A 23,250-nucleotide genomic window follows, 5' to 3' on the forward strand; every position below is an offset into this window, starting at 1 on the left:
CGCCTGCCGGAAAGGCCTGCCGGCCCGGCAGGCCTTTCGGTGACGGGCAGGATTCACGCCGACCGCAATCCCCTCACCTTTTGCAGAATATCGTCGGACAGTGCCGAGACCAGAGCCTGGTCCGCGCCCTTGCGCGGCACCAGCACGAATTCCACATCCTCCAGCACCGGAAGTCTTCCCGCAGCGATTTCCTTCAGCCCTGAGGGCGCCATGCTGCGCGGCTGCACCAGCACGCCCATCCCGGCCCGCGCCGCCGCCGTCAACCCGCTCAGGCTGCCGCAGGTACAGACGATCCGCCACGGCACCCCGTTTCGCCCGAGTGCTTCGAGCGCGATCACCCGTGTGACGCTCGGCGGCGGAAAGGCGATCAGCGGCAGGGGGCCGGAGGCAAGCACACGCTCGGGATCACGCGCCAGCCAGACGAGTGGCTCGCGATAGACGAGTTTTCCGCGCGCATCGCCGAGCCGGCGCTTGGCAAGCACCAGATCGATCTCGCCATTGTCCTGCATCTCGTAAAGAACACCGGACAGCGCCACCGTCAGTTCCAGGTCGACCGAGGGGTGCGAACGAACGAAATCCTCCAGCACCGCAGGCAACTGGCTAGTGACGAAATCCTCCGACACGCCGAGCCGCAGACTGCCACGCAGGCTGTTATTCTTAAACAGCGACTGCACCTGTCCCTCGATCGAAAGCATGGCGCGCGCATGCGACAGCAGCGCCTCGCCGTCGCCGGTCAACATCACCTTATGGGTGTCGCGCGCCAGCAGTCTGCGCCCGAGTGCTGCCTCCAGCCGCTGGATGTGCTGACTGACCGTCGACTGCCCGAGGCCGAGCCTTTCTGCGGCGAGCGTGAAACTGCCCATCTGCTCGACGGCGACGAAACTGCGCAATTGCGAAAGGTCCAGCATGATCCAGCTTCTCGATAACTGTTATTACTTGCATCCTGGATCATAATGGACGACAGAACAATGACTGTTTTATCACGCCGCGAGACCGCCATGCGCCGCTTTCTGCCCGATACATTCACCACCCTGCTCATCTGCACGGTCATCCTTGCCTCGGTGCTGCCGGCAAGCGGCACATTCGCGGATTATTTCGGCATCGCCACCGATCTTGCCATCGCGCTGCTGTTCTTCCTGCATGGCGCCCGCCTGTCACGCGACGTGGTCATCGCAGGCTTGCTGCACTGGCGCCTGCATATCGTCATCCTGCTGACCACCTTCGGCATCTTCCCGTTGCTCGGCATGGCACTCGGGCTGATCCCCGACACGATCCTGCCGCAGCCACTCTATCTCGGCATCCTCTTCCTCTGCGTGCTGCCATCGACGGTGCAGTCGTCGATCGCCTTTACCTCGATGGCCGGCGGCAACGTGCCTGCCGCCATCTGCTCGGCCTCGGCATCCAACATCTTCGGCATGTTCCTGACGCCACTGCTCGTCGGCCTGCTGTTTTCCGTCGGCGGCCATGGCGGCTTCTCCTTCGACGCATTGAAGCAGATCCTGCTGCAGCTGCTTGCCCCCTTCATCCTCGGCCAGATCCTGCAGCCCTGGATCGGCGACTGGATCCGCGCCAAGAAGAAGATCCTGATGCCTGTCGACCGCGGCTCGATCCTGATGGTCGTCTATCTCGCCTTCAGCACGGCGGTGGTCGAGGGCCTGTGGCACACCTTCTCGATTGCCGATATCGCAGTCGTCATCTTCGCCGACATGGTCCTGCTGGCGATTGTCCTGGTGCTGACGATGTTCGGCAGCCGCTGGCTGGGCTTCAACAAGGCCGACGAGATCACCATCACCTTCTGCGGCTCGAAGAAGAGCCTCGCAAGCGGCGTGCCGATGGCGAACGTCATCTTCGCCGGCCAGTCGATCGGCGCGATCGTGCTGCCGCTGATGCTGTTCCACCAGATCCAGCTGATGGTCTGCGCCGTCATCGCCCAGAAATATGCCGCCGCCGCGGCCCGCCGCGCAACGGACAAGGAAATCGACGAAGCAACCAGCCCGGCATGAAGCATGTCGCGCAAATGTGTGCAGCGGTTTTGCGACAACGACATGCGTAAAAATAAATGGCTAAAGCGCGAGGAGCGAATCTGAAAGATCGCGGCACGCTTTAAGCCGCAATAAAAAACGGCGCCCCATAGGAGCGCCGTTCGTTTTATCCGATAAGGATCTGATTAGCCGTTGATGATCTGCGCCTCGATGGCCTTCGGAGCCTCGACCGGTTCTGCAGCAATTGCGATCTTGCGGGGCTTCATGGCCTCGGGAATATTGCGCAGAAGGTCGATGTGAAGCAGGCCGTTCTTCAGCGAAGCGGCGGTCACCTCGACATGATCGGCAAGCTGGAAGCGGCGCTCGAAGGCGCGCTTGGCAATGCCGCGGTAGAGGAACTCGCCGCTTTCGGCAGGTTCCTCGTTCTTTTCACCCTTCACGGACAGCACAAGGGCATGGGCTTCGATCGAAAGTTCGGTCTCGTCGAAACCGGCAACGGCCATGGTGATGCGATAGGTGTTTTCACCGGTGCGCTCGATATTATAGGGCGGATAGGTCTGCGCCTGCTCCGGCTGGGCAAGGCTGTCGAGCATGGTGAAGAGCCGGTCGAAACCGACGGTCGAACGATAAAGGGGGGAGAAGTCTACGTGACGCATGATGTCCTCCTGTGGAAGCGACGTGTTGCGATGAAATGCCCCTGAGACCCCATCTTTGGCGGCCTTGGGACGGTTGCGCAGGCCCTGTTCGGCACCCGCAGAAAGGAGATGGTGATGGGATTCGAGGAGTTCAAGACCTTTTTGCAATCGCCTTGATCGGCCCGTGAACCCCGCATGAACGACAGGTTCGGAGCACGTTCAGGCGCATTCACTTAGGAATTTAGGCGTCGGGTGAAATCTGGTCCCGATGGCTGAAGTGCATCGTCCCTTCTTCTTCAGCCTCAACTTCGGCCGGCCGCGAGCACCCTCATGCTCCTGCCGGCCCTTTTCCCCCACCGCTTTCCAAGCCGGATGCCATGCGCTATCCCTGATGCGAAGCAGTCAGCAGCGGCGCATTGGCAAAGTCATGGATCAGGTTCTCTATTCGACGCCCGATAATCCCGCCCCGGAAAACCGCACGGAAGGGTTCTTCGAAACCCATGACGGCCAGCAGCTGCGATACGCCGTCTTCCGCTCGAGCGGCCAGATTGCCAAGGGCACCGTCGTCATCCTGCACGGCCGAAACGAATATATCGAGAAATATTTCGAGACGATCCGCGATCTGACGGCCAAAGGACTCTGGGTCGCGACCTTCGATATGCGCGGCCAGGGCGGCTCGCCCCGGCTCCTGAAGAGCCGCAACCATGGCCACATCCGCCGCTTTGCCGATTACGAGCGTGATCTCGACACCTTCCTCGAAAAGGTGGTGCTTCCGGATACCCGCCTGCCCTTCTATCTGCTCGCGCATTCCACAGGCGGCCTGATCGCGCTGTCGGCTGCGCCCTATCTCACCACCCGTATCGATCGCATGGTGCTGTCGGCGCCCTTCATCGGCCTGACCGGCCAGTCGGCCTCGCCGCGTGTCATCCGCGCTCTGGCCGGCACGCTGGCTGCCGTCGGCCTCGGCTTCCTGCCGCTGACCTCGAAACCGAAGGAGCCGAACTTCAGCGACAACCCGCTGACCTCGGACGAACACCGCTTCGAGCGCAATGTCGCAATGATGAAGGCTCATCCGGAATTGACGCTCGGGCCGCCGACGGCCCGCTGGCTGATCGAGGCTTTCCGCACGATGGACCGGGTCACCTCCCCCTATCATCTCTTCTCGATCACCATCCCGACCATCGTCATCGCGCCGACGCGCGACGGGGTCGTGCCCTACACGGCGCAGGAGCGGCTTTCACGTTATTTCCGCGCCGGCCAACTGGTGCCGATCAACGGCGCCCGGCACGAGATCTTCCAGGAACGGGATATCTACCGTGCCGCCGCCCTTGCCGCCTTCCACGCATTCATTCCCGGCAGCGATGCCGAAGAAAACCAGGACGTCGCCGCCCTCGGCACGTGAGCCGGATCGGCTTTGCCGACCGGGGGATCAGCGCTGCTGACCCTGGGATCAGCGCTGCAGGATGGCGATTGCCTGTTCGTAGACTGCCCGGCTGCCGGCGGCGATGATCGAGCCGCCGTTTTCCGGCCGTCCACCGTCCCAGGTGGTGATGATGCCACCAGCCCCCTCGATGACGGGAATGATGCCGCCGACGTCATAGGGCTTCAGGCTGTTTTCGACGACGAGATCGACATGGCCGGCGGCAAGTAGCGCATAGGCATAGCAGTCGCAGCCATAGCGGAAGAGCCGCACCTGGCTCTCGATCTCGCGGTATTTCTCCATCTCCTCGCCGGCAAAGAGATGCGGCGAGGTGGTGAACAGGATGGCGTTCGAAAGCGCATCGCACTGGCGCGTCGCCAGACGCCGCTCGCCCTCCGGCCCGGTATAGATCGAGCCGTTCTGGTCGGCGAAATAACGCTCGCCGGTAAAGGGTTGTTCGATCATGCCCATGATCGCCCGGCCCGCCTTCTGCAGGCCGATCAGCGTTCCCCATACCGGCACGCCGGAGATGAAGGCGCGCGTGCCGTCGATCGGATCGATCACCCAGACATATTCGCGGTCGAGCCCGACATTGCCGTGTTCCTCTCCGAGAATGCCGTGGCTAGGGAAATTCTCCTCGATCAGCGCCCGAATGGCGAGTTCGGCCGCGCGGTCGCCCTCCGTCACCGGATCGAATCCCGAGGAAAGCTTGTTCGTGACATCGAGGCCGGAGCGGAAGCGCGGCAGCGTCTCGGCTCGGGCGGCTTCCGCCAGGCGGTTGAAGAACGAACGGTCAGGAAACATGATGGATCCGTTTGGCTGGCGGGAATGGCGCTTTTCATAGCGAAAAGCAACGAGAATGCAAACGCAGCAGGCAATCTGGCTCTAACTGCCCAAAGATATCGCAGCGCAATATATTGCTTGACATTTGTGCAATGCAATAGTAGCGTCTTCATACAGTCTTCTGACTGTAAATACCCTCCTTGGGTGTTTCCTCCCTAGACTTAGCCGCGCTCACAAGCGCGGTTTTTTTTGGCCGGGAAGACGAAGGCCAGACGCCGGCGACATCGAAAAAGAGAGCTATTCGGCGGCCAGCGCCCGCTCGCCGGCAAATTTCTCAACGTATTCCGCCATCTGCTGCATGAAGTCGGTGACGGCATCAGCCACTGCGGCGAAATCCTCGCGTTTCTCCAGCGTCACTTCATCGACGTAGATCGCCCGGTTCACTTCGATCTGCAGCGCGTGCAGGCCGCGCGAAGGCCGACCGTAATGTTCGGTGATGAAGCCGCCGGCATAGGGCTTGTTGCGGATCGCAGCGAAGCCCATTTCCTCGAGGATGGCGATGGCCGCGCGCGAAAGTTCGGCCGAAGCGCTGGTGCCGTAGCGATCACCGATGATGAAATCGGGTCGCGCAGTGCTGCCGGCAACGCGCACATTGCCGGGCATCGAGTGGCAGTCGATCAACACGCCGAAGCCGAACTGCACATGCGTTCGCGCAATCAGCCGGCGGAGCGCCGCATGATAGGGCTTGTAGACCGCCTCGACGCGGTCGAGCCCCTCCTGCACCGGCAGGCGCCGCGCATAGATCTCCATGTTTTCGGCGACGATGCGCGGAATGGTGCCGAGCCCGCCGGCGACCCTGAGCGAATTGACATTGGCATAGGGCGGCAGCAGCCCGTCGAACATCCGCGGATCGAGCTCGTAGGGCTCGCGATTGACGTCGAGATAGGCGCGCGGAAAGTTGGCCGCCAGAAGCGGCGCGCCGAGTGCGACGGCCGAGCCGAAGAGCTCGTCGACATAGTGATCCTCGGAACGGCGGATGGCGATGCCCTCCAGCCTGGACTGGGCGATAAATTCCGGTGGATAAATGCGGCCGCTATGGGGGGAGTTGTAGACGAAGGGAATGGTCTGCGACACGGGCTCATGAACCTCAAAAAGCTCGTATTCGCGTATTTCCGGCACTTTCGGCCCTCTTTACCATGTCATGAACTGACTGCTTGGCCCATGTTGCCAGTTGCCCGGCCGCAAGTCCATACTATGTAGAAGGGATGGCGGTCACGCACAGACAATTCACCGGTTGTTTACCGGGTAAAGACTAGTGTAAACGGCTGGCAGCCCACCAAAAACCTATGGATCGCGGTCTGGATTGATGACTCAGAAGATACTTCTCGCCGAAGACGACAACGACATGCGCCGCTTCCTGGTGAAGGCGCTCGAAAAGGCCGGCTACAAGGTCCTTTCCTATGACAATGGCGCCAGCGCCTATGACCGGCTGCGCGAGGAGCCGTTTTCCTTGCTGCTGACCGATATCGTCATGCCCGAGATGGACGGCATCGAGCTGGCGCGACGCGCCACCGAACTCGACCCCGACCTGAAGGTGATGTTCATCACCGGTTTTGCCGCCGTGGCGCTGAACCCTGATTCGAAGGCGCCGAAGGATGCCAAGGTCCTTTCCAAGCCTTTTCACCTGCGCGATCTCGTCGACGAGGTCAACAAGATGCTTGCCGCGTAAGGCCTGCGGGCGGCGCGTCACAAAACTGAAAAAAGCCTATTGACGGCTCCGAAGGTTTTGTGATCTATGCGCCGCCATCGGATGGGCGTGTAGCTCAGCGGGAGAGCACTACGTTGACATCGTAGGGGTCACAGGTTCAATCCCTGTCACGCCCACCATCCGATCCCCCTGACATTGTTGAGAAATCCCCGCCTTGGGGATTTTCTAATTCTTGAGGCTGGCCCGCGCTCCAGATCCGGCACTTTGCGGAGCGAGGGTTTGCACATGATTGGCCCGGGCCATGATCCGGGCCGGATTCAATTGGCTGTGGGATAGCCCCACACGTGGCAAATTGAGGGACGTATGACGCAAAGGACGCGGACACGGAAAGCGATATCCATCATCCTCGGCGTCGCCCTGGTTGGGGCTGGCCTCCTCGGTTTCGGTTATATGCAGTTTCATGTCGTCGAGCCCATCAGCATCAAGCTTTGGCTGATCCCGATCACGATATTTGCGGCTGGGGCAGCGATCCTCTGGGACGACTTCAAAAGTCCCTAACGCCTTGTTTGATGTCGAGCATCCGCCGGGTAGGACCAAAATAAGTCACAGAAGAGTGCCAATGCCTGGCTATCCAGTGCACGGCCGATTCGCCGTCGCAGACAGATGGGGTTGAGACAGAGAATGAGACTTTTCGCATCGGCAGCCGCCGCAATTTTTTCCGCCGCCCTTGCCTTGCCGGCCTCTGCCGCGCCGGCCGCGCCCGTCGAGACCTTTCCCGGTGCGCCCGGCGTCATTACCCTTTCCGGCAAATGCGCCAAGCTGGTCGTTGCCAAATTCGACGCCACCAAGGGCTGCAAGAACGAGCTTGCCAGCGTCACGCTGGCCAATGGCTTGGTGACCTTCATCTTCACCTCGGACGGCAAGGCGCTCGGCTTCCAAGGCGACGGCAGCGGCATCAAGCCTGCCTCCAACGGTAATGCCCGCCTGCCGCTCAGCCTCGTCACCACGGGTGTCGGCAACAAGATGACCGGAGAGGTCAAGGTCGCCGGCTTCTGCACCTTCGGCAATCCCTATGCCGGCAAGCCGATCGCGATCGAATGCACCGCCGAAAGCAAAGATTCCTCGTTTACCGGCAGCTTCCGCACCGGCGGCAAGCTGGTGAAGAAGGGTAAGTAGCCAGAGCAATCCCTGCAAAACTGCGCAGCGGTTTTTCGTCCGGAATCGCGTGAAAACAAAGAGAGCTTTTCCATGCATTCGAGAATGGAAATGCTCTACAGCGCCGCGCGTCTTTTCAGACGCGCAAAGGACGCTGTAGCATTTTGAATTGCTGTCAGGCGCACCAGGCGCCGCCGGCGGCCCCTGGCTTGCGTGCCAGTCCCTCGTTGATCAGCTGCGCGCCGAAAGAGCGCCCGTCGCGCGAGATGACGCGCGGCGCGCCAGAGGGCTCGCTCTTGCCCGCGGCATTCATGGTGAAGGGTCCGGCGTTCAGAAGCGCCAGCAGCCGCGACTTGGCGGCAAAGGCCACTCGGCGCTCGCCGTCACAGCGCGCTTGGTCGACCACCGGGCTTGCCATGTCGGCAATCACGATCTTTTCGCCCTTGTACCAGAAGACGCCGCCGTCGCTGACGCAATTGATATGGGCGCCCTGCCCGCAATAGCCGAAGGCAACCGTCCCGGTTTCCGAAACGGCCGGAGAGGCCGGTGACGGCACTGCCTTTATCGGCTGGATCATCGGCGTCGGGATCGTGGCCGGCGGCAGCGATTGCGACTGTCGCAGCGGCACTGCGACTTTCGGCGTGGGTGCGGCAAGCGCCACCTGCTTCGGCGGCACGTCCTTCCTGACGACGGGCCTCGGCTCCGCCGTTTCCCGCGTGATCGATGTCGATTGCCTTGCAAGCATCGGCTGGATGCTCTTCCAATGGTCGTGGGCGACGATGCCGCCGATCGCGGCAATTCCGATCACCGCCCAGGGCAGCAATCCGCCACCGCTGCTGCGCGCTTTGCTCTTTCCTCTGGCCGGCGCCTTGCGGCGGCCGCGTGTCGCTGTCTTGGCCATCTGTCCGATTCCCGTGAGGCCGGGATTATCGCTGCCCAATCCTTTCCGAAAGGTTGGCGCGGCGACAGGATGATGCCTGGTGCGCCGAACTTTCCCTCCAATGACATGCAAGCGCCGGCGCGGACCGGAGAGACCAACGGGACGGCCGAAACGCATGAGGGAAAAAAGCTGAACAAATTCCGCGCTCAGACGTTAGCCAGCGAAAATTCCATCTATTCTGGGGAAAAATCCATGGATCTCATCATCGCCGACATAATACCGGCGTCGCGTATCCACTATCCCGTCATCTTCGCCCGCCTCTTCGGCGCCATCGTCTTCGGCGGGCTGATCGGCTTCGAACGCGAGGCACGCGACCGCCCGGCGGGCTTCCGCACCCATATTCTGATTAGTCTTGCCGCTGCCCTCTTCGCCATCATCTCGATCGAGGCCGTGCACATGCCGGGTTTTACCGATGACGAGCAGGTGCGCATCGATCCGCTGCGCGTCGTCGAAGCAGTGACCGCCGGCGTCGCCTTCCTTGCCGCCGGCATGATCGTCTTTGCAAGAGGTCGGGTGCACGGGCTGACGACGGGCGCCGGCATGTGGCTCTCCGGCGCGATCGGCCTCGCCATGGGCTTCGGCTATTGGCCGCTCGCCTTCTTCACGACGATCGTCGCCATCTGCGTACTCTTCGCCTTCGGCAAACTCGAACAGCGGTTCGGCTTTAATTCCGGACAGCGTGTCGATCGCGATGAACAGAAATAGAAAAGCAAAGCGCCCGGCATCATGCCGGGCGCTCGTGTTGTCGGCGTGCCCTTCTGTGGGTCACTCGGCTGTTGGCCATTCAGCGCGTGTAGCCGAAGGATCGCTTTTACCAACCGACACGGTGCCGCCGATGGCGGAGAGCGGCTTCTGGCGTTTGCCGATATTGATGCGCTCGTCCGCCGCCTCGCGTACGGCCTTCCATTCATTTTCGTGCCGGATGAAGATTTCGCGGGGCACAAAGTTGATCGTCATATGTTTCTCACCCTGTTTCAAATCTACTGTCATCGCCCAAGGGCTTCCGGAATAGCCGTTATTTCTTGGTCTCTGCATTGCCCTTGATGTCGGGGCCACCCTTGGAAAGATCGGCGCCGGTAACATGGGCCGGCACGTGAATGTCGTGGTAGACGCCGGGCGTAAGCGTCAAGTCGACATGATGCGGCGGCAGCACCTGCGCCTTCTGCATGCGGTTCGGCTTCGACCGCTTCATGCGGTCGGACGCCTCCGTGCGTTTGTCGGGAAGATGGGTCGAAGTGTGCATCATCGGCCTCCTTTTTTAAGCTCAACCAGGGCCTAACGGGCGGGTATCAGGATGGTTCCAAAAAAAAATGCCCAATCTCGGTGTACCTGTCGGCCTTGACTGGCCCGCGAAGTTCATTACCTAGAGCCTATCCTGCAGCCTTCCAGACATCGGCTGACGGGGGAACTTTGGTGCCGGGCCCCTCTGGCGAGAGTTTTACGGCGCTCTCGTGATGTCGGTACCGCCTGCAGCTTAGCCGGCGGATTTTTCATCGATGAACAAGCTCACCATGCCTGACCCGCGTGCCCGTTGTGGCGTGCGGCGTCTTTCCAATTTTTCCACCCTCTTCGACACGATTTGCGGCCGCGAGGTGCGGCCATGAACCAGACTGTGACCTCTAAATCCTCGCTCAGCTATTTCCGCTGGGCTTTCATCGTCACTGCCCTCGGCCTCGTTCTCGGCGCCGTGCTCGGCTGGCAGACGACCGGCACGATCGGCGGCATGGCGACCGTCTTCTTCATCTGCACGGTGCTTGCCGTGCTGGAGATCTCCCTCTCCTTCGACAATGCCATCGTCAACGCCAACAAGCTGAAGGAGATGACGCCGGTCTGGCAGAAGCGCTTCCTCACCTGGGGCATCATCATCGCCGTCTTCGGCATGCGCATCGTCTTCCCGCTGGCGATCGTCGCGATCGCGGCACAGATCGGCCCCTGGGATGCTCTGGTGCTTGCCGCTCGCGAGCCTGCCGAATATGCCCGCATCATGAACGACGCGCACCTGCCGATCGCAGCCTTCGGCGGCACCTTCCTGATGATGGTCGGCCTCAACTATTTCTTCAATCACCAGAAGCAGGTGCACTGGATCGGCGGCCTTGAAAAGATGATGGCGCGTTCCGCCACCATCAAGGGTATCGAGATCGCCTTCGTGCTGGCGCTGATGCTGGTTTTCTCCTGGCTGATCGGCGGCGAGGAAGCCACTGTCTTCGTCCATTGCGCCATCTACGGCCTGCTCACCTTCCTCGCGGTCGAGGTGGTCGGCGGGCTGCTCGATGCCTCGCAGCAGACGATGAGCGCTGCCGCCAAGGGTGGCCTCGGCGCCTTCATCTATCTAGAAGTGCTGGACGCCAGCTTCTCCTTCGACGGCGTCATCGGCGCCTTTGCGCTGACGCAGAACCTCTTCGTCATCGCCATCGGCCTCGGCATCGGCGCCATGTATGTGCGCTCGATGACGATCATGCTGGTGGAGAAGGGAACACTTGCCGAATACCGCTATCTCGAACATGGCGCCTTCTATGCCATCCTGATCCTCTCGGTGATCATGTATGCGCAGACCATGGTGCACATCCCCGAAGTCATCACCGGCCTCGGCGGCGCGGCCTTGATCGGCCTGTCCCTCTGGTCATCCATCCGCCACAACAGGCGCGAAAAGGTGGAGGGTCATGGCATCAGACAGGAGGAGCTTCACGCCTGACATCGGGTGTCACAGCGCGCCGCGCTGCTGCATCCGTAGGGATAAAAATAAAGCCCGCGACCATCCGGTTGCGGGCTAATTCATTCATGCATGGCTTGAAGGTGTTAGCGGGAGACCTGACCGAAGGTGGCCGGGTCGATGCCGAGCTTCGTGAGATCATTGGCGCGCGGCCGACGGCCTGCTTCGACAGCGGCGCTGACAGCGTTTGCAGCCCCAAGGACGGCGAATGCGCGGCCAAAGAAGCCAGTACGGATTGAATTGCGAAGTGCGGACATTGTCCTTTTCCTCTTGCTCTATGATTGACTGTCCATAGATGGCGTCACGCATAGACCTCCACAATGCTCAGAAAATCACCTCAGCCATGCATAAACAGCAGGCCGGCACATGTCTCCATGGCCGGCCTCGAGGGAGGGGTGGATCGTCTTCTTATTTTAGTCTTCGTTTGCCGCAAGTTGCGACAGCACCTGACCTCTGCCGCGCAGCCGCAGGATCAGCGGGATGAGGAAGGCGGCGGCTGCAACGATGAGCAAGCCTGCCGCGATCGGCGACATCACAAGCGTCGTGACGTCGCCCTGGCTGATCGCCAGCGCTCGGCGCAGCTGCTGTTCGGCAAGCGGGCCGAGGATCAGGCCGACGACGGTAGGCGCGATCGGATAGCCGAACAGCCGCATCACATAGCCGAGCAGGCCAAAAGTGAGCAGCATGCCGAGCTCGAACACGGATGGATTGGCGCCGATTGTCCCAAGCGTCGCAAACAGCAGGATACCGGCATAGAGCCATGGCTTCGGGATTGTCAGCAGCTTTACCCAGAGCCCGATCATCGGCAGGTTCAGCACCAAAAGCATCGCATTGGCGATGAGCAGGCTGGCGATCAGTCCCCAGACGAGCTGCGGATTGGTGGCAAACAGCAGCGGCCCCGGCTGCAAGCCGTACTGCTGGAAGCCGGCAAGCATGATCGCCGCCGTCGCCGTCGTCGGCAGGCCGAGCGTCAGAAGCGGCACCAGCGTGCCGGCGGCCGAGGCGTTGTTTGCTGCCTCGGGACCGGCCACCCCTTCGATCGCGCCGTGGCCGAACTCTTCCGGGTTTTTCGCCAGCCGCTTTTCGGTCGCATAGGAGAGGAAAGTTCCGATTTCGGCGCCGCCGGCCGGCATCGCGCCGATCGGGAAACCGATCAGCGTGCCGCGCAGCCAGGGTTTCCATGAGCGCGACCAGTCCTCAGCGGTCATCCAGAGCGAACCCTTGACCGCCTCGATCTTTTCCGCGATCCGGTTGCCCTGCGCGGCGATATAAAGCGTCTCGCCGATCGCAAACATCGCCACCGCCAAGGTCGTTACCTCGACGCCGTCGAGCAGGTCGGGAATGCCGAAGGAAAGCCTGGCCTGCCCCGTCTGTTGGTCGATGCCGACCATGGCGAGCGCAAAGCCGATAAACAGCGAGGTCAGGCCCCTGAGCGCTGAATCGCCGAAAGCCGAGGAGACGGTGACGAAGGCAAGTACCATCAGCGCGAAATATTCGCGCGGCCCGAAAACCAGCGCCAGCTTGACGATGTAGGGAGCGATGAAGGCAAGCCCGAGCGTCGCGATCAGGCCGGCGACGAAGGAGCCGATCGCCGCCGTCGCCAGCGCCGGTCCGCCGCGCCCGGCGCGCGCCATCTTGTTGCCCTCGAGCGCGGTGACGATCGAGGCGCTTTCACCCGGCGTGTTGAGCAGGATCGAGGTCGTCGAACCGCCATACATGCCGCCGTAATAAATGCCGGCGAACATGATCAGCGAGCCGCCCGGATCGAGTTTGTAGGTGACGGGCAACAGCAGCGCCACGGTGAGTGCCGGGCCGATGCCGGGAAGCACGCCGACGGCGGTGCCCAGCGTCACGCCGACCAGCGCATAAACCAGGTTCATCGGCTGCATCGCAACCAGGATACCCTGCCATAGGAATTCGAATGTGCTCATCTTGGTGTCCCAAGCGGCGTTCCCGACCATCCGATTTCGGGGTCAGGCGCCGCGCAAAATCAAAAGAGCTGACAGCGCGTCCGCGCGGTCAGAAGAACAGATGTTCGAGCGGGCCGGCCGGCAGCGTCAGTTGCAGCAGCTGCGAGAAGATCGCCCAGACGACAAAGCTGAGGACGATGCCAAGCGGCAGCGAGATCCAGAGCTTACGCTTGCCGAAGCCGCGTGCCGTCAGCGCGAAGAGGATGCCGGTCGCGATCGAGAAGCCGGCGACGCGCAAAAGCAGCATCTGGCCGGCAAGACCGGCGACGATCCAGATGACGGGTGCGACTTCCTGCCGGTCACGTTCGGGAAAATCGCCGCGCCAGGCTTCGAAGGCGGTCCAGATCCCGAGACAGAAGAGGCCGAGTGCCACCACTTGAGGCACAGTCGCCGGACCGATGCGGTCGTACTGCGCAATCGTTTTCAGATGCAAGGCATCCCAGGCCATCACGCCGGCGACGACGAAGAGGAAAACGGCAATGATGAACGCCGCCCAATCAGGGCGGCGTTCGGTTGCCGAGGAGGGGCTATCCTCGCTCATTGAACAAGTCCGATATCTTTGAGAATGCCTTCAGTGGCCGAGACATCCTTTTCGAGCTGCGCCTTGAAGGCGTCGCCGGACAGATAGGTGTCGGCCCAGCCCTTGGTCTTCAGGGTTTCCTGCCAGGTGGCGGAGCTGTGCAGTTTCTCGAAATCGGCGGTGACGCTTGCCACCTGCTCTGCCGACAGGCCGGGAGCAGCGGCAACCATGCGCCAGTTCTGAATGGTGACGTCGGTGCCGGCTTCCTTCAGCGTCGGCGCATCGACGCCGTCGATACGCTTGTCGCTGGATACGGCGAGAAGACGGAGCGTGCCCGACTTCACCTGCGATTCGAATTCGCTATAGCTCGAGACGCCAGCCGTGACCTGGCCGCCGAGAATGGCGGCGAGCGCTTCACCGCCGCCGGAAAAGGCGACATAGTTGATCTTGGTCGGGTCGACGCCGGAAGCCTTGGCGATCAGGCCGACGGCGATGTGGTCGGTGCCGCCGGCAGAGCCGCCGCCCCAGGAAACCGCACCCGGATCCTTCTTCAGCGCCGCGACCAGGTCGGCCATGGTTTTGATCTCGGACGCGGCAGGAACGACGACGGCCTCATACTCGCCGGTCAGACGAGCGATCGGCGTGACATCCTTGAGCGTCACCGGCGACTTGTTGGTGAGGATCGCGCCGACCATGACATAGCCGCCGACAATCAGCGAATTCGGGTTGCCGGCAGCCTGGCTGCTGAACTGCGCAAGGCCGATGGTGCCGCCGGCGCCCGGAACGTTCTGGACCTGCACGTTGCCGGAGATCTTCTCCTGCTGCAGCGCGGTCTGCAGCGAACGGGCCGTCTGGTCCCAGCCGCCGCCGGGAGCGGCCGGCGCGATGATGGTGTAATCGGCCGCATAGGCCGGCAGCGCGATAGTCGCTGCAAGAAGGGTTGCAATGAACGTATGCTTCACGATGTGTCCTCCGTCGGCGGCTGAGCAGACCGCCTGTTATTCTCAAGGGAATCGGGAGGAATGGCTGCCAGCGGACGCAAGCGTCCTGAATGACGAGCGGAAATACCTCCCAAGGCTTCAGCTCTCCGCCTCCACGGAGAAGAAGTAGCCAAAGCGACCACAACAACCTGTCATTTAGCTGACATCGGTGAGATATCCAGAAGGACACGACACTTTTTTGCCGTAATTGGCAGTTGCCGGTCTAAATCCCGGTTCTTCGCTGCCGCATGGCCAGTACTTCTAGTCGCCGCGAAGTATGGCCGCGAGCCTCATCTGGCGAGAGCTACGGGCGGAGCGATCCAAAGCCTATAAGGAGGGCGAAGCCCACCGAAAGCGCCTTCACTGCATCCGCAGAACCTCGTTCCAGTGCGCGATCAGCCGCGCCCGCTTCACCTGGTCGAGATAGACCATCAGTCCGGGGCTGACCGGCACCGGCCGCAGTTGGGCGCCGAGCAGTTCCTGCAGCGTATTGGCGGTATTCTCGCCTGCCACCTCGGGGCTGACCGCGGGGATCTGCAGCTCGCGCGCCAGGATCGTCTGCCCTTCCCTCGACATGAAGAAGGTGAGATAGCGCCGCCCGAGTTCCGGCTCGGCGGCCGCCTGCGGCACCAGCCCGATCCGCGACATCACCACGGTATAATCCTTCGGCAGCACGATGCCGACATCGGGATAGCGCGACGCCCAGTCGGCCGCATAGGAGCCGAGAATATTGTAGCCGAGCACGAAGCGCCCGTCGGCAACGCGTTCGAGGATCGCCGAACTCGTCGAATAAAGCTTGACGCCGGCAGCCCCCATCGCCCCGATCACCGACCAGATGTCGCCGAACTGCTCCTGGTCGCGCGCCATGAAAAGAAAGCCGACGCCCGAGCGCTCGATATCGTAGGTGCCGATCCGCCCATAGACGTCGTTGCCCTTGCGTTTCAGATAATCGACGAATTCAGCCCGCGAGCTCGGCACCGGCTCATGCGCAAAGCTCGGCTTGTGATAGACGAACACCGCCGGCTCGAAGGTGAGCGCATAGGCGGTGTTGCGCCAGTTCGCCCATTTCGGCCATGCACCGCTCATCGGCAGGTTGCTGACCTGGGCATATCCGTCGTTGGAAAGCTTTACCTGCAGGTCCATCGCCGAGGAAAAGGCGAAATCCGCCGTCTTCTTGCCGGCATCCGTCTCCCTGACGATCCGGTCGTAGATGTCGCCGGTCAGCATGTCCTCGTATTTGACCGCGACATCGGGATTGGCCTCCAGGAAACCCCGGATCATTGGCTGCGCCAGAGGCTCGTCGAGCGAGGAATAAACCGTCAGCACCGGCGCATCGGCATTGCCCGACTTCGCCGGATAGAAGGCCTGATCGGCGACCGCGAAGCCCGGCCAGAACGCCAGCAGCAAGATGAAAACTCTCCTCATGCCGCAACAATGCCTGAGCGCGTCCAGAGGAGCAAGGGCACCGGACTAGGCAGCGACCCACTCCATCAGCGCATTCTGCGCATGCAGCAGAAAAGCCTTGGCGATACGGCTTCGGCAGAGCGGATGTTCCATCGCCCCCGCCGTTACCTCCTCGCCGCGCCGAACCGGCGGGCACGGCAGGGAGATCGCACCCTCCGACAAACGATCGAGCAGATACCCTGATCGACAAACTCACTGCATTGGCCGACAAGGCGTCCATCGCCATCCGGGAGCTCAAGGAGCGGGATTGGGCCGACGGAGGAAGCCATTCTCTGGGCGAACGCGGGCGGGCTGAGTGGCATTTGGGGTCGGGGAGCACTTTACTACTAGGCGACCCAACTTCGCGACCTAGGTGTCCCCTATGCATCCAAACCACATTTGAGCTGGTTTGCTCCTATTCAGTTTTGATGCCTGTGTTTAGCGTCACATAATAACGCGCAACAGCAACATCCATCTCTGCAATTACCAGTTGATACACCAATCGGGCACTCTTAGCGCCACCGTCTGAAGCTCTCAACGTAAGATCAATTATTTCCTGGGGTGAGTTGGCCATTCGAAAAGTTGGAGCCACAAGTAGATCATATCCGTCCTTGTTCCATTCAGTGTCACCTTGATCGTCAGATTTTGCTATTTCATCTTCCATTTCACTATCAATTCGCCGCTTTGCATCGGACAGCATTCGTAGGACTTCCTCAAGGTCTCCTTGCCCGATTGGTCTCTTTTGATCGCTCATCCGAGACTTTGCGCGTGTCGTGATCTCCTCTAACTCATGAATGGCCGCCATAGCAGCACCCACAGCGGCGTTGAACTTTTTCGACGGAACCCGCAGAATTTTGGGTGATGGGTCCGGCTCTGCTTTGCGTCGTAGGAAACCAAGCATTGTGTGTTCTCTCGTTCAAGGGGAACCGCCCGGGTTTGCCGGAGACCGTTTGGTTTAAGTTATGCGGCCATGGCTGGCGCGTCCAGCATGACGTAGTATCGTTCTTCAGCTTCGGCTGGTGGAATGTTGCCGATGGGCTCCAGAAGACGGCGGTGCCGCCGCGCCAATGAGGACTTGGCCATCTGCATGCGCGCCTTGTCGACGTCGACTATCCCGGCGCCGACAAGGTTCGTGTCATGATGGATAACCTATCAACCCACACGACCTCCGCCGTCTATCAGACCTTCCCAGCCGCCGAGGAGCGCCGGATTTTGCGACGTCTGGAGTTCCACTACACGCCCAAGCACGCCAATTGGCTCAATATGGTCGAGATCGAGATCGGCGTCCTGTGCCGCCAATGTCTTGACCGCCGCATCGCCAGTCGCGACAGCCTTGAAACCGAGGTCCGGACCTGGCTGCGACGCCGCACCGAAAGGGCCATCGCATCCGATGGATGTTCTCAACACAGCACGCAAGAGCCAAGATGGCAAAATCATATCCAACGCCATCGCTCAACGAGGCAGGAAAAGTGTGTAGCGGTTTTCCCAGGCAAAGCGCGAAGCACTTTTGCCGGGAATTGCGTAAAGACAAAAGGATAGAGCGGTTCTGCGCTTCCGTTAAAAGCTGAATCGCTCTAGGTCGCGACCCACTCCATCAGCGCATTTTGCGCATGCAACAGAAAGGCCTTGGCGACGCGGCTTTGGCAGAGCGGATGCGTCATCGCCTCCGCCGTCACCTCCTGGCCGCGCCGAACCGGCGGGCACGGCAGAAAGATCGCATCCTCCCGCAAACGATCGAGCACATCGGCCCCGATCCGGTAGCTGGCGAGCGCGTCCGAGGCTGCATCTCCCGGCCATGAATCGGTGATGACGACGTCGGCATCCGATAGTTCGCCCATATCGTTGCTCACACGGAAGCGCCCGTTGAGCAGCGCGGCGTCACGAATGTGCCAGCGTTCGGGATAGACCTGCACCACCTCGATCGGCAATGCGATCGACGCTTCGGCCCAGGAGCGGAGGATATTTGCGTCCGCCGCCACGCCAACGACCTTCAACCCATCGATCGAGCCGCGCCGGCTGTTGATATAGGCAAGGTCGCCGAGCGTCTCGCAGGGATGGTTGGAGCCTGTGCGCGCGTTGATGACAGGGACCGGCGAGGCTGCCGCCACCGCCTTCAATGTCGCAAACTCCTTCGTGCGGATCACCAGCATGTCGAACCAGTTGCCGAGATAACCCGAGAGATCGCCGGTTTCCTCCCTGGCATTGAAGCCGATCGGCACATGCACGCAAATACCGCCCATCGCCTGGATGCCGAGATCGAAGGCGGTGGTATTGCGCCAGCCGCCGTCATCGACAATCAGCGCGACGCGTTTGCCCGCAAGGCTCTGCGGCATCGTGCGCTCATCCCAGGCTTTGGCAAGCTCACCGGCGCGACCGATGATCGACCGCAGCCCGGCCTCCGGAATGTCGTGAAACTCCAGAAAATTCCGGGCCAAATCCGTCATCCAAAATCTCCGTCAGCCATGACACGTCACCACAATACCTTTCGCTGGCCTCACGACAATCGCCGAAGCAACCGCGAATCACATTGCATACCGCGTTGGATATCCTGGCGATTCGTCTTCCAAGCCATGCCCCTGGGTCCGGCTCAAGCCTTAAATCGTTCGGCGATCGGTTTTATGATGCCGACACGGGAAGTATCGGCCAAGGCAGAACACTGGGTTTTTCTCCGAAGCAAATTGCTTTTTCATCACAAAGGATTAGTAACTGGCTCCATCCTTCACCCATTTAGAGTATTGATGAAGATCGACGACGTTATATGGTCGCGCTGCCGCGTTAAAACGTCGAGACCGCCCGAATTTCTTATTTCGGGGGACGACTCTATGCGACAAAAACTCTATAAAAAGCTAGACTAAACTGGGAAGATCCATGGGAGGGGTCATGGAACGACGACTGAGCGCTATTCTCGCTGCAGACGTCGTCGGCTACAGCCGATTGATGGGCATCGATGAATCCGGCACGTTGCAGGCGCTGAACCGCCATCGCTGCGAGCTGGTCGACATTCGTATTTCAGACTACAAGGGCCGGATCGTTAAACTCACCGGCGATGGCATCCTTGCCGAATTCCAGAGCGTGGTGAATGCGGTGGCCTGTGCCGCCGAGATCCAGCGCAGCATGGCCGCCCGTAACGAGAAGGTGCCCAAGGACGAGCGCGTCGAATTCCGTATCGGCATCAATCTCGGCGACGTCGTGGTCGAGAACGGCGACATATTCGGAGATGGGGTCAATCTCGCCGCCAGGCTTGAGCGTATCGCAGCGCCGGGCGGCATCGCCGTGTCGGCCTCGGTGCGTGACCAAGTCGGCTCGCGCCTCAATCTTGGCTTCGAATTCATCGGCGAACATATGCTGAAGAACATCAGACAGCCCGTTCAGGTCTATACCGTCAGCTTGGCGCCGCCTTCCTCCGCCAGATTGGTGGCGCAGAACCGCAACACCTGCTTCATCGCGGTGCTGCCCTTTACCAATATGAGCGGCGATGCCGACCAGGATTACTTCTCTGACGGCATCACCGAAGACATCATCACCGATCTCTCCAAGATCTCCAGCCTGCACGTCGTGCCGCGCAATACGATCTTCACCTACAAGGGCATATCGGTAAAGGTGAAGCGGCTCGCCCAGGAGCTTGGCGTACGCTACGTGCTCGAGGGAAGTGTGCGCATCGTCGGCAATCGCGTGCGCATTTCCGGCCAACTGATCGACACTGCCAATGGCGACCATCTCTGGGCCGAGCGTTACGACCGCGACATGACCGACATCTTCGCCATCCAGGACGAGATCACCCATGCGATCGTCGGCCAGTTGAAGGTGCGCCTGCTGCCGGAAGAGAAGAAGGCGATCGCGACTGAGCCGACCGCCAATGTCGAGGCCTATACCTATTATCTCAGGGGCCGCCAGCTCTCCCACACCTGGACCAAATCCTATCTACAGCTCGCAAGGCGCATGTTCTGCAAGGCGGTGGAGCTCGATCCGGATTATGCCCGCGCCTATGCCGGCATCGCCGATTGCGACGCGGCGATCCGTGACTGGGCGCCTGATGACGTGCCGCTGAGACGCATCCTCGAGATGAGCGCCCGCGCCCTGGCGCTTGATCCTGACCTTCCCGAAGCCCACGCCTCCCATGGTCTCGCATTGCATCAGAGCGGCTATGACGACAGGGCGGCGGCAGCCTTCGAACGTGCCCTGGCGCTCGACCCGAACCTCTTCGAGGCGAATTTCCACTATGCCCGGTTCTTCTTCATGCACGGCAACTTCGCCGAATCCGTGCAATATTTCACCCGCGCCGCCGCAATCCGCCCTGATGACTACGTCTCGCCGATCCATCTGATGTCGGCCTACCGCTCGCTCGGCCGGGTGCTGGATACGGAAAACTGGGCGCGCCTCGGCCTGCTGCGCGCCGAACGGGCCTTGAACGTCAACCCGGAAAATTCAGGCCCCGCCCATCGCGGCGCGCTGGCGCTTGCCCATCTCGGCGACGCTGCAAGGGCACGCGACTGGGCCGCCCGCGCGATCGCCATCGATCCCGACGACATCGTCGCGCAGTATAATCTCGCCTGCGTCTACTCCGTCCTCGGCGACGTCGACCAGGCGATCGATCTGCTGCAGAAGCTGCTGCCGAACAGTTCCGTCTACCATATCAAATGGTTCGACAATGATTCCGACCTCGACAACATCCGCGACGATCTCCGCTTCCGGAAGCTGCTCACCGCCGCAATGATGCAGCGCGAGCGGGTCGAAAGGACCGGGAGCTGAGGTCGAGCTTTTCCCGGCCGTTCACTGGCGCATCGGCCCGAAAATCGGAATCGATTTTCGGAAAGCACGATGCGTAGATTCAAAGTATTACAGCGTCCTTTGCGCGTCTGAAGGACGCGCGGCGCTGTAAGCTTGAAAATCGCTGTGACATCCCTGCTTCATCTCTGTAATCTCCCTTGAAAAACAGGGGAAACATCCGTGCGCATCCTGCTCACCGAAGACAATATCGCGCTGGCAGACGGCCTGTCGGCGATCTTGCGCGGCACGGGCCATGCCGTCGATGTCGTCCATGACGGGGCGTCTGCCAATGCGGTCATCGCAGCGGAAAATTTCGATCTGGTGATCCTCGACCTCAACCTGCCGGAGATGGACGGTCTCGACGTGCTGCGCGCCATGCGCGCCCGGCAGAATCAGGCGGCCGTCCTCATCCTGACCGCGCGCGGCACGCCGGAAGAGCGGGTGAAGGGGCTCGATCTCGGCGCCGACGATTATCTGATCAAGCCCTTCGACATTGCCGAATTCGAGGCGCGCGTGCGCGTGCTGCTACGCCGCCAGGCCGGGCTGCGCTCGGCGACGGTCAGCTTCGGCGGCATCTCCTTCGATCTCAATTCCCGCACCTTTTCAGCAGGCGCCACTCCGCTCGATATTCCTGCTCGCGAGCTCGGTCTGCTCGAAATCCTCTTCATGCGGGCCGGCAAGGTCGTCGCCAAGGAAGCGATCATTCAATCGCTGACCGCCTTCGACGACGACATTTCCGCAAACGCCATCGAGCAATATGTCAGCCGCCTGCGTAAGCGCCTGTCGCCGCACGGCCTGACCGTCAAGACCGCGCGCGGCATCGGCTATTATCTCGACAAGCTGCCCGAGGCCTCATGAAAGCCGCCTATTCCCTCCGGCGCCGGCTGCTCTTCTGGCTGCTCGTCTCCACCGCCGTCATCGGTACGCTGGCCCTCGCCGATACCTATCGCGAGGCGGTCCAGACCTCCAATATCGTCTCCGACCGCGTGCTCGCCGGTTCCGCGCTGGCGATCGCCGAGCGCGTCGTCGTCGCCGAGGACGGCACGCTGCAGGTCGATATCCCCTATGTCGCACTGGAGATGCTGACCTCGGCCGCGCAGGATCGCGTCTTCTACCGCGTCGACGGCCCGCCGGGCCAATTCATCACCGGCTACCAGTCCCTGCCGGTCCTCAAGAAGACGCCGGGCGATGCCGCCGCCTTCGCCGACGATAGCTTCCGCGGCGAGCCGATCCGCATCGCCACACTCGAACGCTCGGCCTCGACAGGCATCCGCTCTGTGCCCTTCGTGGTGACGGTCGCCGAAACCACCATCGCTCGCCGGCAGCTGGCGCAGGCGATCCTCGTCCGCTCCGCACTCCGTCTCGCCTTCATGATCGCGGGCGCTGCCGTCATCGTCTGGATCTCGGTCACGGTGGCTCTGCGCCCGCTCTACAAGCTCGGCGACGCCATCGGCGAACGCAGCCCCGATGACCTGCATCCGATTGAGCAGACCGTGCCGAGCGAGGTCGAACCGCTCGTCGATACGGTGAATTCCTTCATGGTCCGCCTGCAATCGGCGCTCGATGCGCTCCGCCATTTCACCGGCAATGCCAGCCATCAGCTGCGCACCCCGCTGGCGATCATCCGCACTCAGCTCGCCCTTTCCGCCCGTGCCGGCTCGCTCGACGAGGCCCAAGCGGCGGCACTGAAGGGCGACCAGGCGGTGGCACATGCCGAACGCATCATCGCCCAGCTTCTCCTGATGGCCAAGATTGACGCCGCCACCGCCAAGGAGGCGCTCACCGCCTCCGCCATCGATCTCGCCGCCATTGCCCAGGAGATCACCGGCGAACAGATCCCGACGGCCGCTGTTGCCGGCATCGATCTCGGCTTCGAGGGCGAGAGCCCGGCGATGGTCCGCGCCGAGCCGCTGCTGATCGGCGAAATGCTGCGCAATCTTGCCGGCAATGCCATCGCCTATGCCGGTAAGGGAGCTGAGGTCACCGTCCGCATCATCGCCGCGTCAGAGACGGTCCGCCTCGAAGTCGAGGACAATGGCCCCGGTATTCCGCGCGAGAAGCTGGAAGCAGTGCGCCGGCGTTTTTCGCGCGGCAATGAGTCCGGTGCGCCCGGTGCTGGCCTCGGCCTGCCGATCGTCGAAGAAATCGCCAATCTTTTCAATGCCGCGCTGACGCTGGAGCCGGGCACAGGCGGTAAGGGCCTGAAGGCGGCGGTTACCTTTTCCAAGGCAGCGTAA

General features: G+C 61.5%; 24 protein-coding genes, 1 tRNA gene and 2 pseudogenes. 12 read left to right on the forward strand and 15 right to left on the reverse strand.

Annotation, left to right across the window (positions count from 1 at the left end; all coding sequences use genetic code 11):
* Positions 1-53 precede the first annotated feature (53 nt).
* Entirely contained in the window at positions 54-908 is an 855-nt protein-coding gene (locus tag AC245Y_RS18735) for a LysR substrate-binding domain-containing protein (protein WP_017995163.1), read from the reverse strand.
* A gap of 45 nt (positions 909-953) precedes the next feature.
* Between AC245Y_RS18735 and AC245Y_RS18740 the strand changes: the two genes are divergently transcribed.
* Positions 954-2,003, forward strand: a complete 1,050-nt coding sequence (locus AC245Y_RS18740; protein WP_017995164.1) for a bile acid:sodium symporter family protein — start codon at positions 954-956, stop codon at positions 2,001-2,003.
* A gap of 164 nt (positions 2,004-2,167) precedes the next feature.
* Here AC245Y_RS18740 and AC245Y_RS18745 read toward each other — a convergent pair whose 3' ends face one another.
* Complete coding sequence (locus AC245Y_RS18745) at positions 2,168-2,638, reverse strand: Hsp20 family protein (protein WP_012758954.1); 471 nt, start codon at positions 2,636-2,638, stop codon at positions 2,168-2,170.
* Positions 2,639-3,044: 406 nt separating this feature from the next.
* On the opposite strand from AC245Y_RS18745, the gene AC245Y_RS18750 reads away from it, so the two are divergent.
* Complete coding sequence (locus tag AC245Y_RS18750) at positions 3,045-4,019, forward strand: alpha/beta fold hydrolase (RefSeq protein ID WP_012758955.1); 975 nt, start codon at positions 3,045-3,047, stop codon at positions 4,017-4,019.
* A 48-nt stretch (positions 4,020-4,067) separates the two neighbouring features.
* Here the strand turns inward: AC245Y_RS18750 and hisN are convergent, their stop codons facing one another.
* Positions 4,068-4,841 carry a histidinol-phosphatase gene (gene hisN, locus AC245Y_RS18755; RefSeq protein WP_017995167.1) on the reverse strand — a complete coding sequence of 258 codons (774 nt, stop codon included), beginning with the start codon at positions 4,839-4,841 and terminating at the stop codon, positions 4,068-4,070.
* 276 nt (positions 4,842-5,117) lie between these two features.
* On the reverse strand, positions 5,118-5,999 hold the full coding sequence (locus AC245Y_RS18760) for an N-formylglutamate amidohydrolase (protein ID WP_017995168.1): 882 nt from the start codon (positions 5,997-5,999) through the stop codon (positions 5,118-5,120).
* Between the two features lie 187 nt (positions 6,000-6,186).
* Here AC245Y_RS18760 and cpdR1 point away from each other — a divergent pair, with 187 nt between their 5' ends.
* The 4 genes from cpdR1 to AC245Y_RS18780 all read left to right on the forward strand — a co-directional run bounded on the left by cpdR1 (position 6,187) and on the right by AC245Y_RS18780 (position 7,704).
* Positions 6,187-6,549: a response regulator CpdR1 gene (gene cpdR1, locus AC245Y_RS18765; protein ID WP_003542883.1), complete on the forward strand. Its 363-nt coding sequence runs from the start codon at positions 6,187-6,189 to the stop codon at positions 6,547-6,549.
* A gap of 83 nt (positions 6,550-6,632) precedes the next feature.
* A tRNA-Val gene (locus AC245Y_RS18770) sits at positions 6,633-6,707 on the forward strand.
* Between the two features lie 184 nt (positions 6,708-6,891).
* Complete coding sequence (locus AC245Y_RS18775) at positions 6,892-7,086, forward strand: hypothetical protein (protein ID WP_012758958.1); 195 nt, start codon at positions 6,892-6,894, stop codon at positions 7,084-7,086.
* Between the two features lie 123 nt (positions 7,087-7,209).
* On the forward strand, positions 7,210-7,704 hold the full coding sequence (locus AC245Y_RS18780; protein ID WP_012758959.1) for a hypothetical protein: 495 nt from the start codon (positions 7,210-7,212) through the stop codon (positions 7,702-7,704).
* Between the two features lie 154 nt (positions 7,705-7,858).
* On the opposite strand, the gene AC245Y_RS18785 is transcribed toward AC245Y_RS18780, so the two are convergent.
* Entirely contained in the window at positions 7,859-8,584 is a 726-nt protein-coding gene (locus AC245Y_RS18785; RefSeq protein ID WP_026157473.1) for a hypothetical protein, read from the reverse strand.
* Between the two features lie 231 nt (positions 8,585-8,815).
* Between AC245Y_RS18785 and AC245Y_RS18790 the strand changes: the two genes are divergently transcribed.
* Positions 8,816-9,328: an MgtC/SapB family protein gene (locus AC245Y_RS18790; protein ID WP_026157474.1), complete on the forward strand. Its 513-nt coding sequence runs from the start codon at positions 8,816-8,818 to the stop codon at positions 9,326-9,328.
* A gap of 60 nt (positions 9,329-9,388) precedes the next feature.
* Here the strand turns inward: AC245Y_RS18790 and AC245Y_RS18795 are convergent, their stop codons facing one another.
* Together AC245Y_RS18795 and AC245Y_RS18800 are read right to left on the reverse strand one after the other, a co-directional pair.
* Positions 9,389-9,580: a hypothetical protein gene (locus AC245Y_RS18795; protein ID WP_017995172.1), complete on the reverse strand. Its 192-nt coding sequence runs from the start codon at positions 9,578-9,580 to the stop codon at positions 9,389-9,391.
* A 58-nt stretch (positions 9,581-9,638) separates the two neighbouring features.
* A complete protein-coding gene (locus AC245Y_RS18800; RefSeq protein ID WP_017995173.1) occupies positions 9,639-9,869 on the reverse strand; it encodes a hypothetical protein in 231 nt (76 codons plus the stop codon).
* A 354-nt stretch (positions 9,870-10,223) separates the two neighbouring features.
* Here AC245Y_RS18800 and AC245Y_RS18805 point away from each other — a divergent pair, with 354 nt between their 5' ends.
* Positions 10,224-11,315: a DUF475 domain-containing protein gene (locus AC245Y_RS18805; RefSeq protein ID WP_017995174.1), complete on the forward strand. Its 1,092-nt coding sequence runs from the start codon at positions 10,224-10,226 to the stop codon at positions 11,313-11,315.
* Between the two features lie 104 nt (positions 11,316-11,419).
* Here AC245Y_RS18805 and AC245Y_RS18810 read toward each other — a convergent pair whose 3' ends face one another.
* From AC245Y_RS18810 to AC245Y_RS18840, 7 genes and pseudogenes are all read right to left on the reverse strand, one after another.
* A complete protein-coding gene (locus AC245Y_RS18810) occupies positions 11,420-11,590 on the reverse strand; it encodes a hypothetical protein (RefSeq protein ID WP_017995175.1) in 171 nt (56 codons plus the stop codon).
* 156 nt (positions 11,591-11,746) lie between these two features.
* Positions 11,747-13,264 (reverse strand): tripartite tricarboxylate transporter permease, encoded by a 1,518-nt coding sequence (locus AC245Y_RS18815; RefSeq protein ID WP_012758967.1) that lies wholly within the window; start codon positions 13,262-13,264, stop codon positions 11,747-11,749.
* Positions 13,265-13,352: 88 nt separating this feature from the next.
* The gene (locus tag AC245Y_RS18820; RefSeq protein WP_017995177.1) at positions 13,353-13,844 is read right to left on the reverse strand and encodes a tripartite tricarboxylate transporter TctB family protein; all 492 of its coding nucleotides are present in this window, start codon (positions 13,842-13,844) and stop codon (positions 13,353-13,355) included.
* On the reverse strand, positions 13,841-14,785 hold the full coding sequence (locus AC245Y_RS18825; protein ID WP_012758969.1) for a Bug family tripartite tricarboxylate transporter substrate binding protein: 945 nt from the start codon (positions 14,783-14,785) through the stop codon (positions 13,841-13,843). The genes AC245Y_RS18820 and AC245Y_RS18825 overlap by 4 nt, the downstream gene beginning before the upstream one ends.
* 378 nt (positions 14,786-15,163) lie before the next feature.
* Positions 15,164-16,210: an ABC transporter substrate-binding protein gene (locus AC245Y_RS18830; protein WP_017995178.1), complete on the reverse strand. Its 1,047-nt coding sequence runs from the start codon at positions 16,208-16,210 to the stop codon at positions 15,164-15,166.
* 63 nt (positions 16,211-16,273) lie between these two features.
* Positions 16,274-16,441: pseudogene (locus tag AC245Y_RS18835) on the reverse strand (ornithine carbamoyltransferase); the annotation flags it as partial.
* Positions 16,442-16,661: 220 nt separating this feature from the next.
* Positions 16,662-17,147 carry a hypothetical protein gene (locus tag AC245Y_RS18840; RefSeq protein ID WP_020487030.1) on the reverse strand — a complete coding sequence of 162 codons (486 nt, stop codon included), beginning with the start codon at positions 17,145-17,147 and terminating at the stop codon, positions 16,662-16,664.
* A 156-nt stretch (positions 17,148-17,303) separates the two neighbouring features.
* Here AC245Y_RS18840 and AC245Y_RS18845 point away from each other — a divergent pair.
* A pseudogene (locus AC245Y_RS18845) lies at positions 17,304-17,697 on the forward strand (transposase); the annotation flags it as partial.
* 123 nt (positions 17,698-17,820) lie between these two features.
* Here the strand turns inward: AC245Y_RS18845 and AC245Y_RS18850 are convergent.
* Positions 17,821-18,690: an ornithine carbamoyltransferase gene (locus tag AC245Y_RS18850; protein WP_026157475.1), complete on the reverse strand. Its 870-nt coding sequence runs from the start codon at positions 18,688-18,690 to the stop codon at positions 17,821-17,823.
* 436 nt (positions 18,691-19,126) lie between these two features.
* On the opposite strand from AC245Y_RS18850, the gene AC245Y_RS18855 reads away from it, so the two are divergent.
* The 3 genes from AC245Y_RS18855 (at position 19,127) to AC245Y_RS18865 (ending at position 23,250) form a co-directional block, all read left to right on the forward strand.
* The gene (locus AC245Y_RS18855; protein WP_017995181.1) at positions 19,127-20,995 is read left to right on the forward strand and encodes an adenylate/guanylate cyclase domain-containing protein; all 1,869 of its coding nucleotides are present in this window, start codon (positions 19,127-19,129) and stop codon (positions 20,993-20,995) included.
* Between the two features lie 198 nt (positions 20,996-21,193).
* Complete coding sequence (locus tag AC245Y_RS18860; protein WP_012758974.1) at positions 21,194-21,871, forward strand: response regulator; 678 nt, start codon at positions 21,194-21,196, stop codon at positions 21,869-21,871.
* Entirely contained in the window at positions 21,868-23,250 is a 1,383-nt protein-coding gene (locus tag AC245Y_RS18865; RefSeq protein ID WP_017995182.1) for a sensor histidine kinase, read from the forward strand. The genes AC245Y_RS18860 and AC245Y_RS18865 overlap by 4 nt, the downstream gene beginning before the upstream one ends.

The organism is Rhizobium sp. SRDI943, assembly GCF_057653695.1.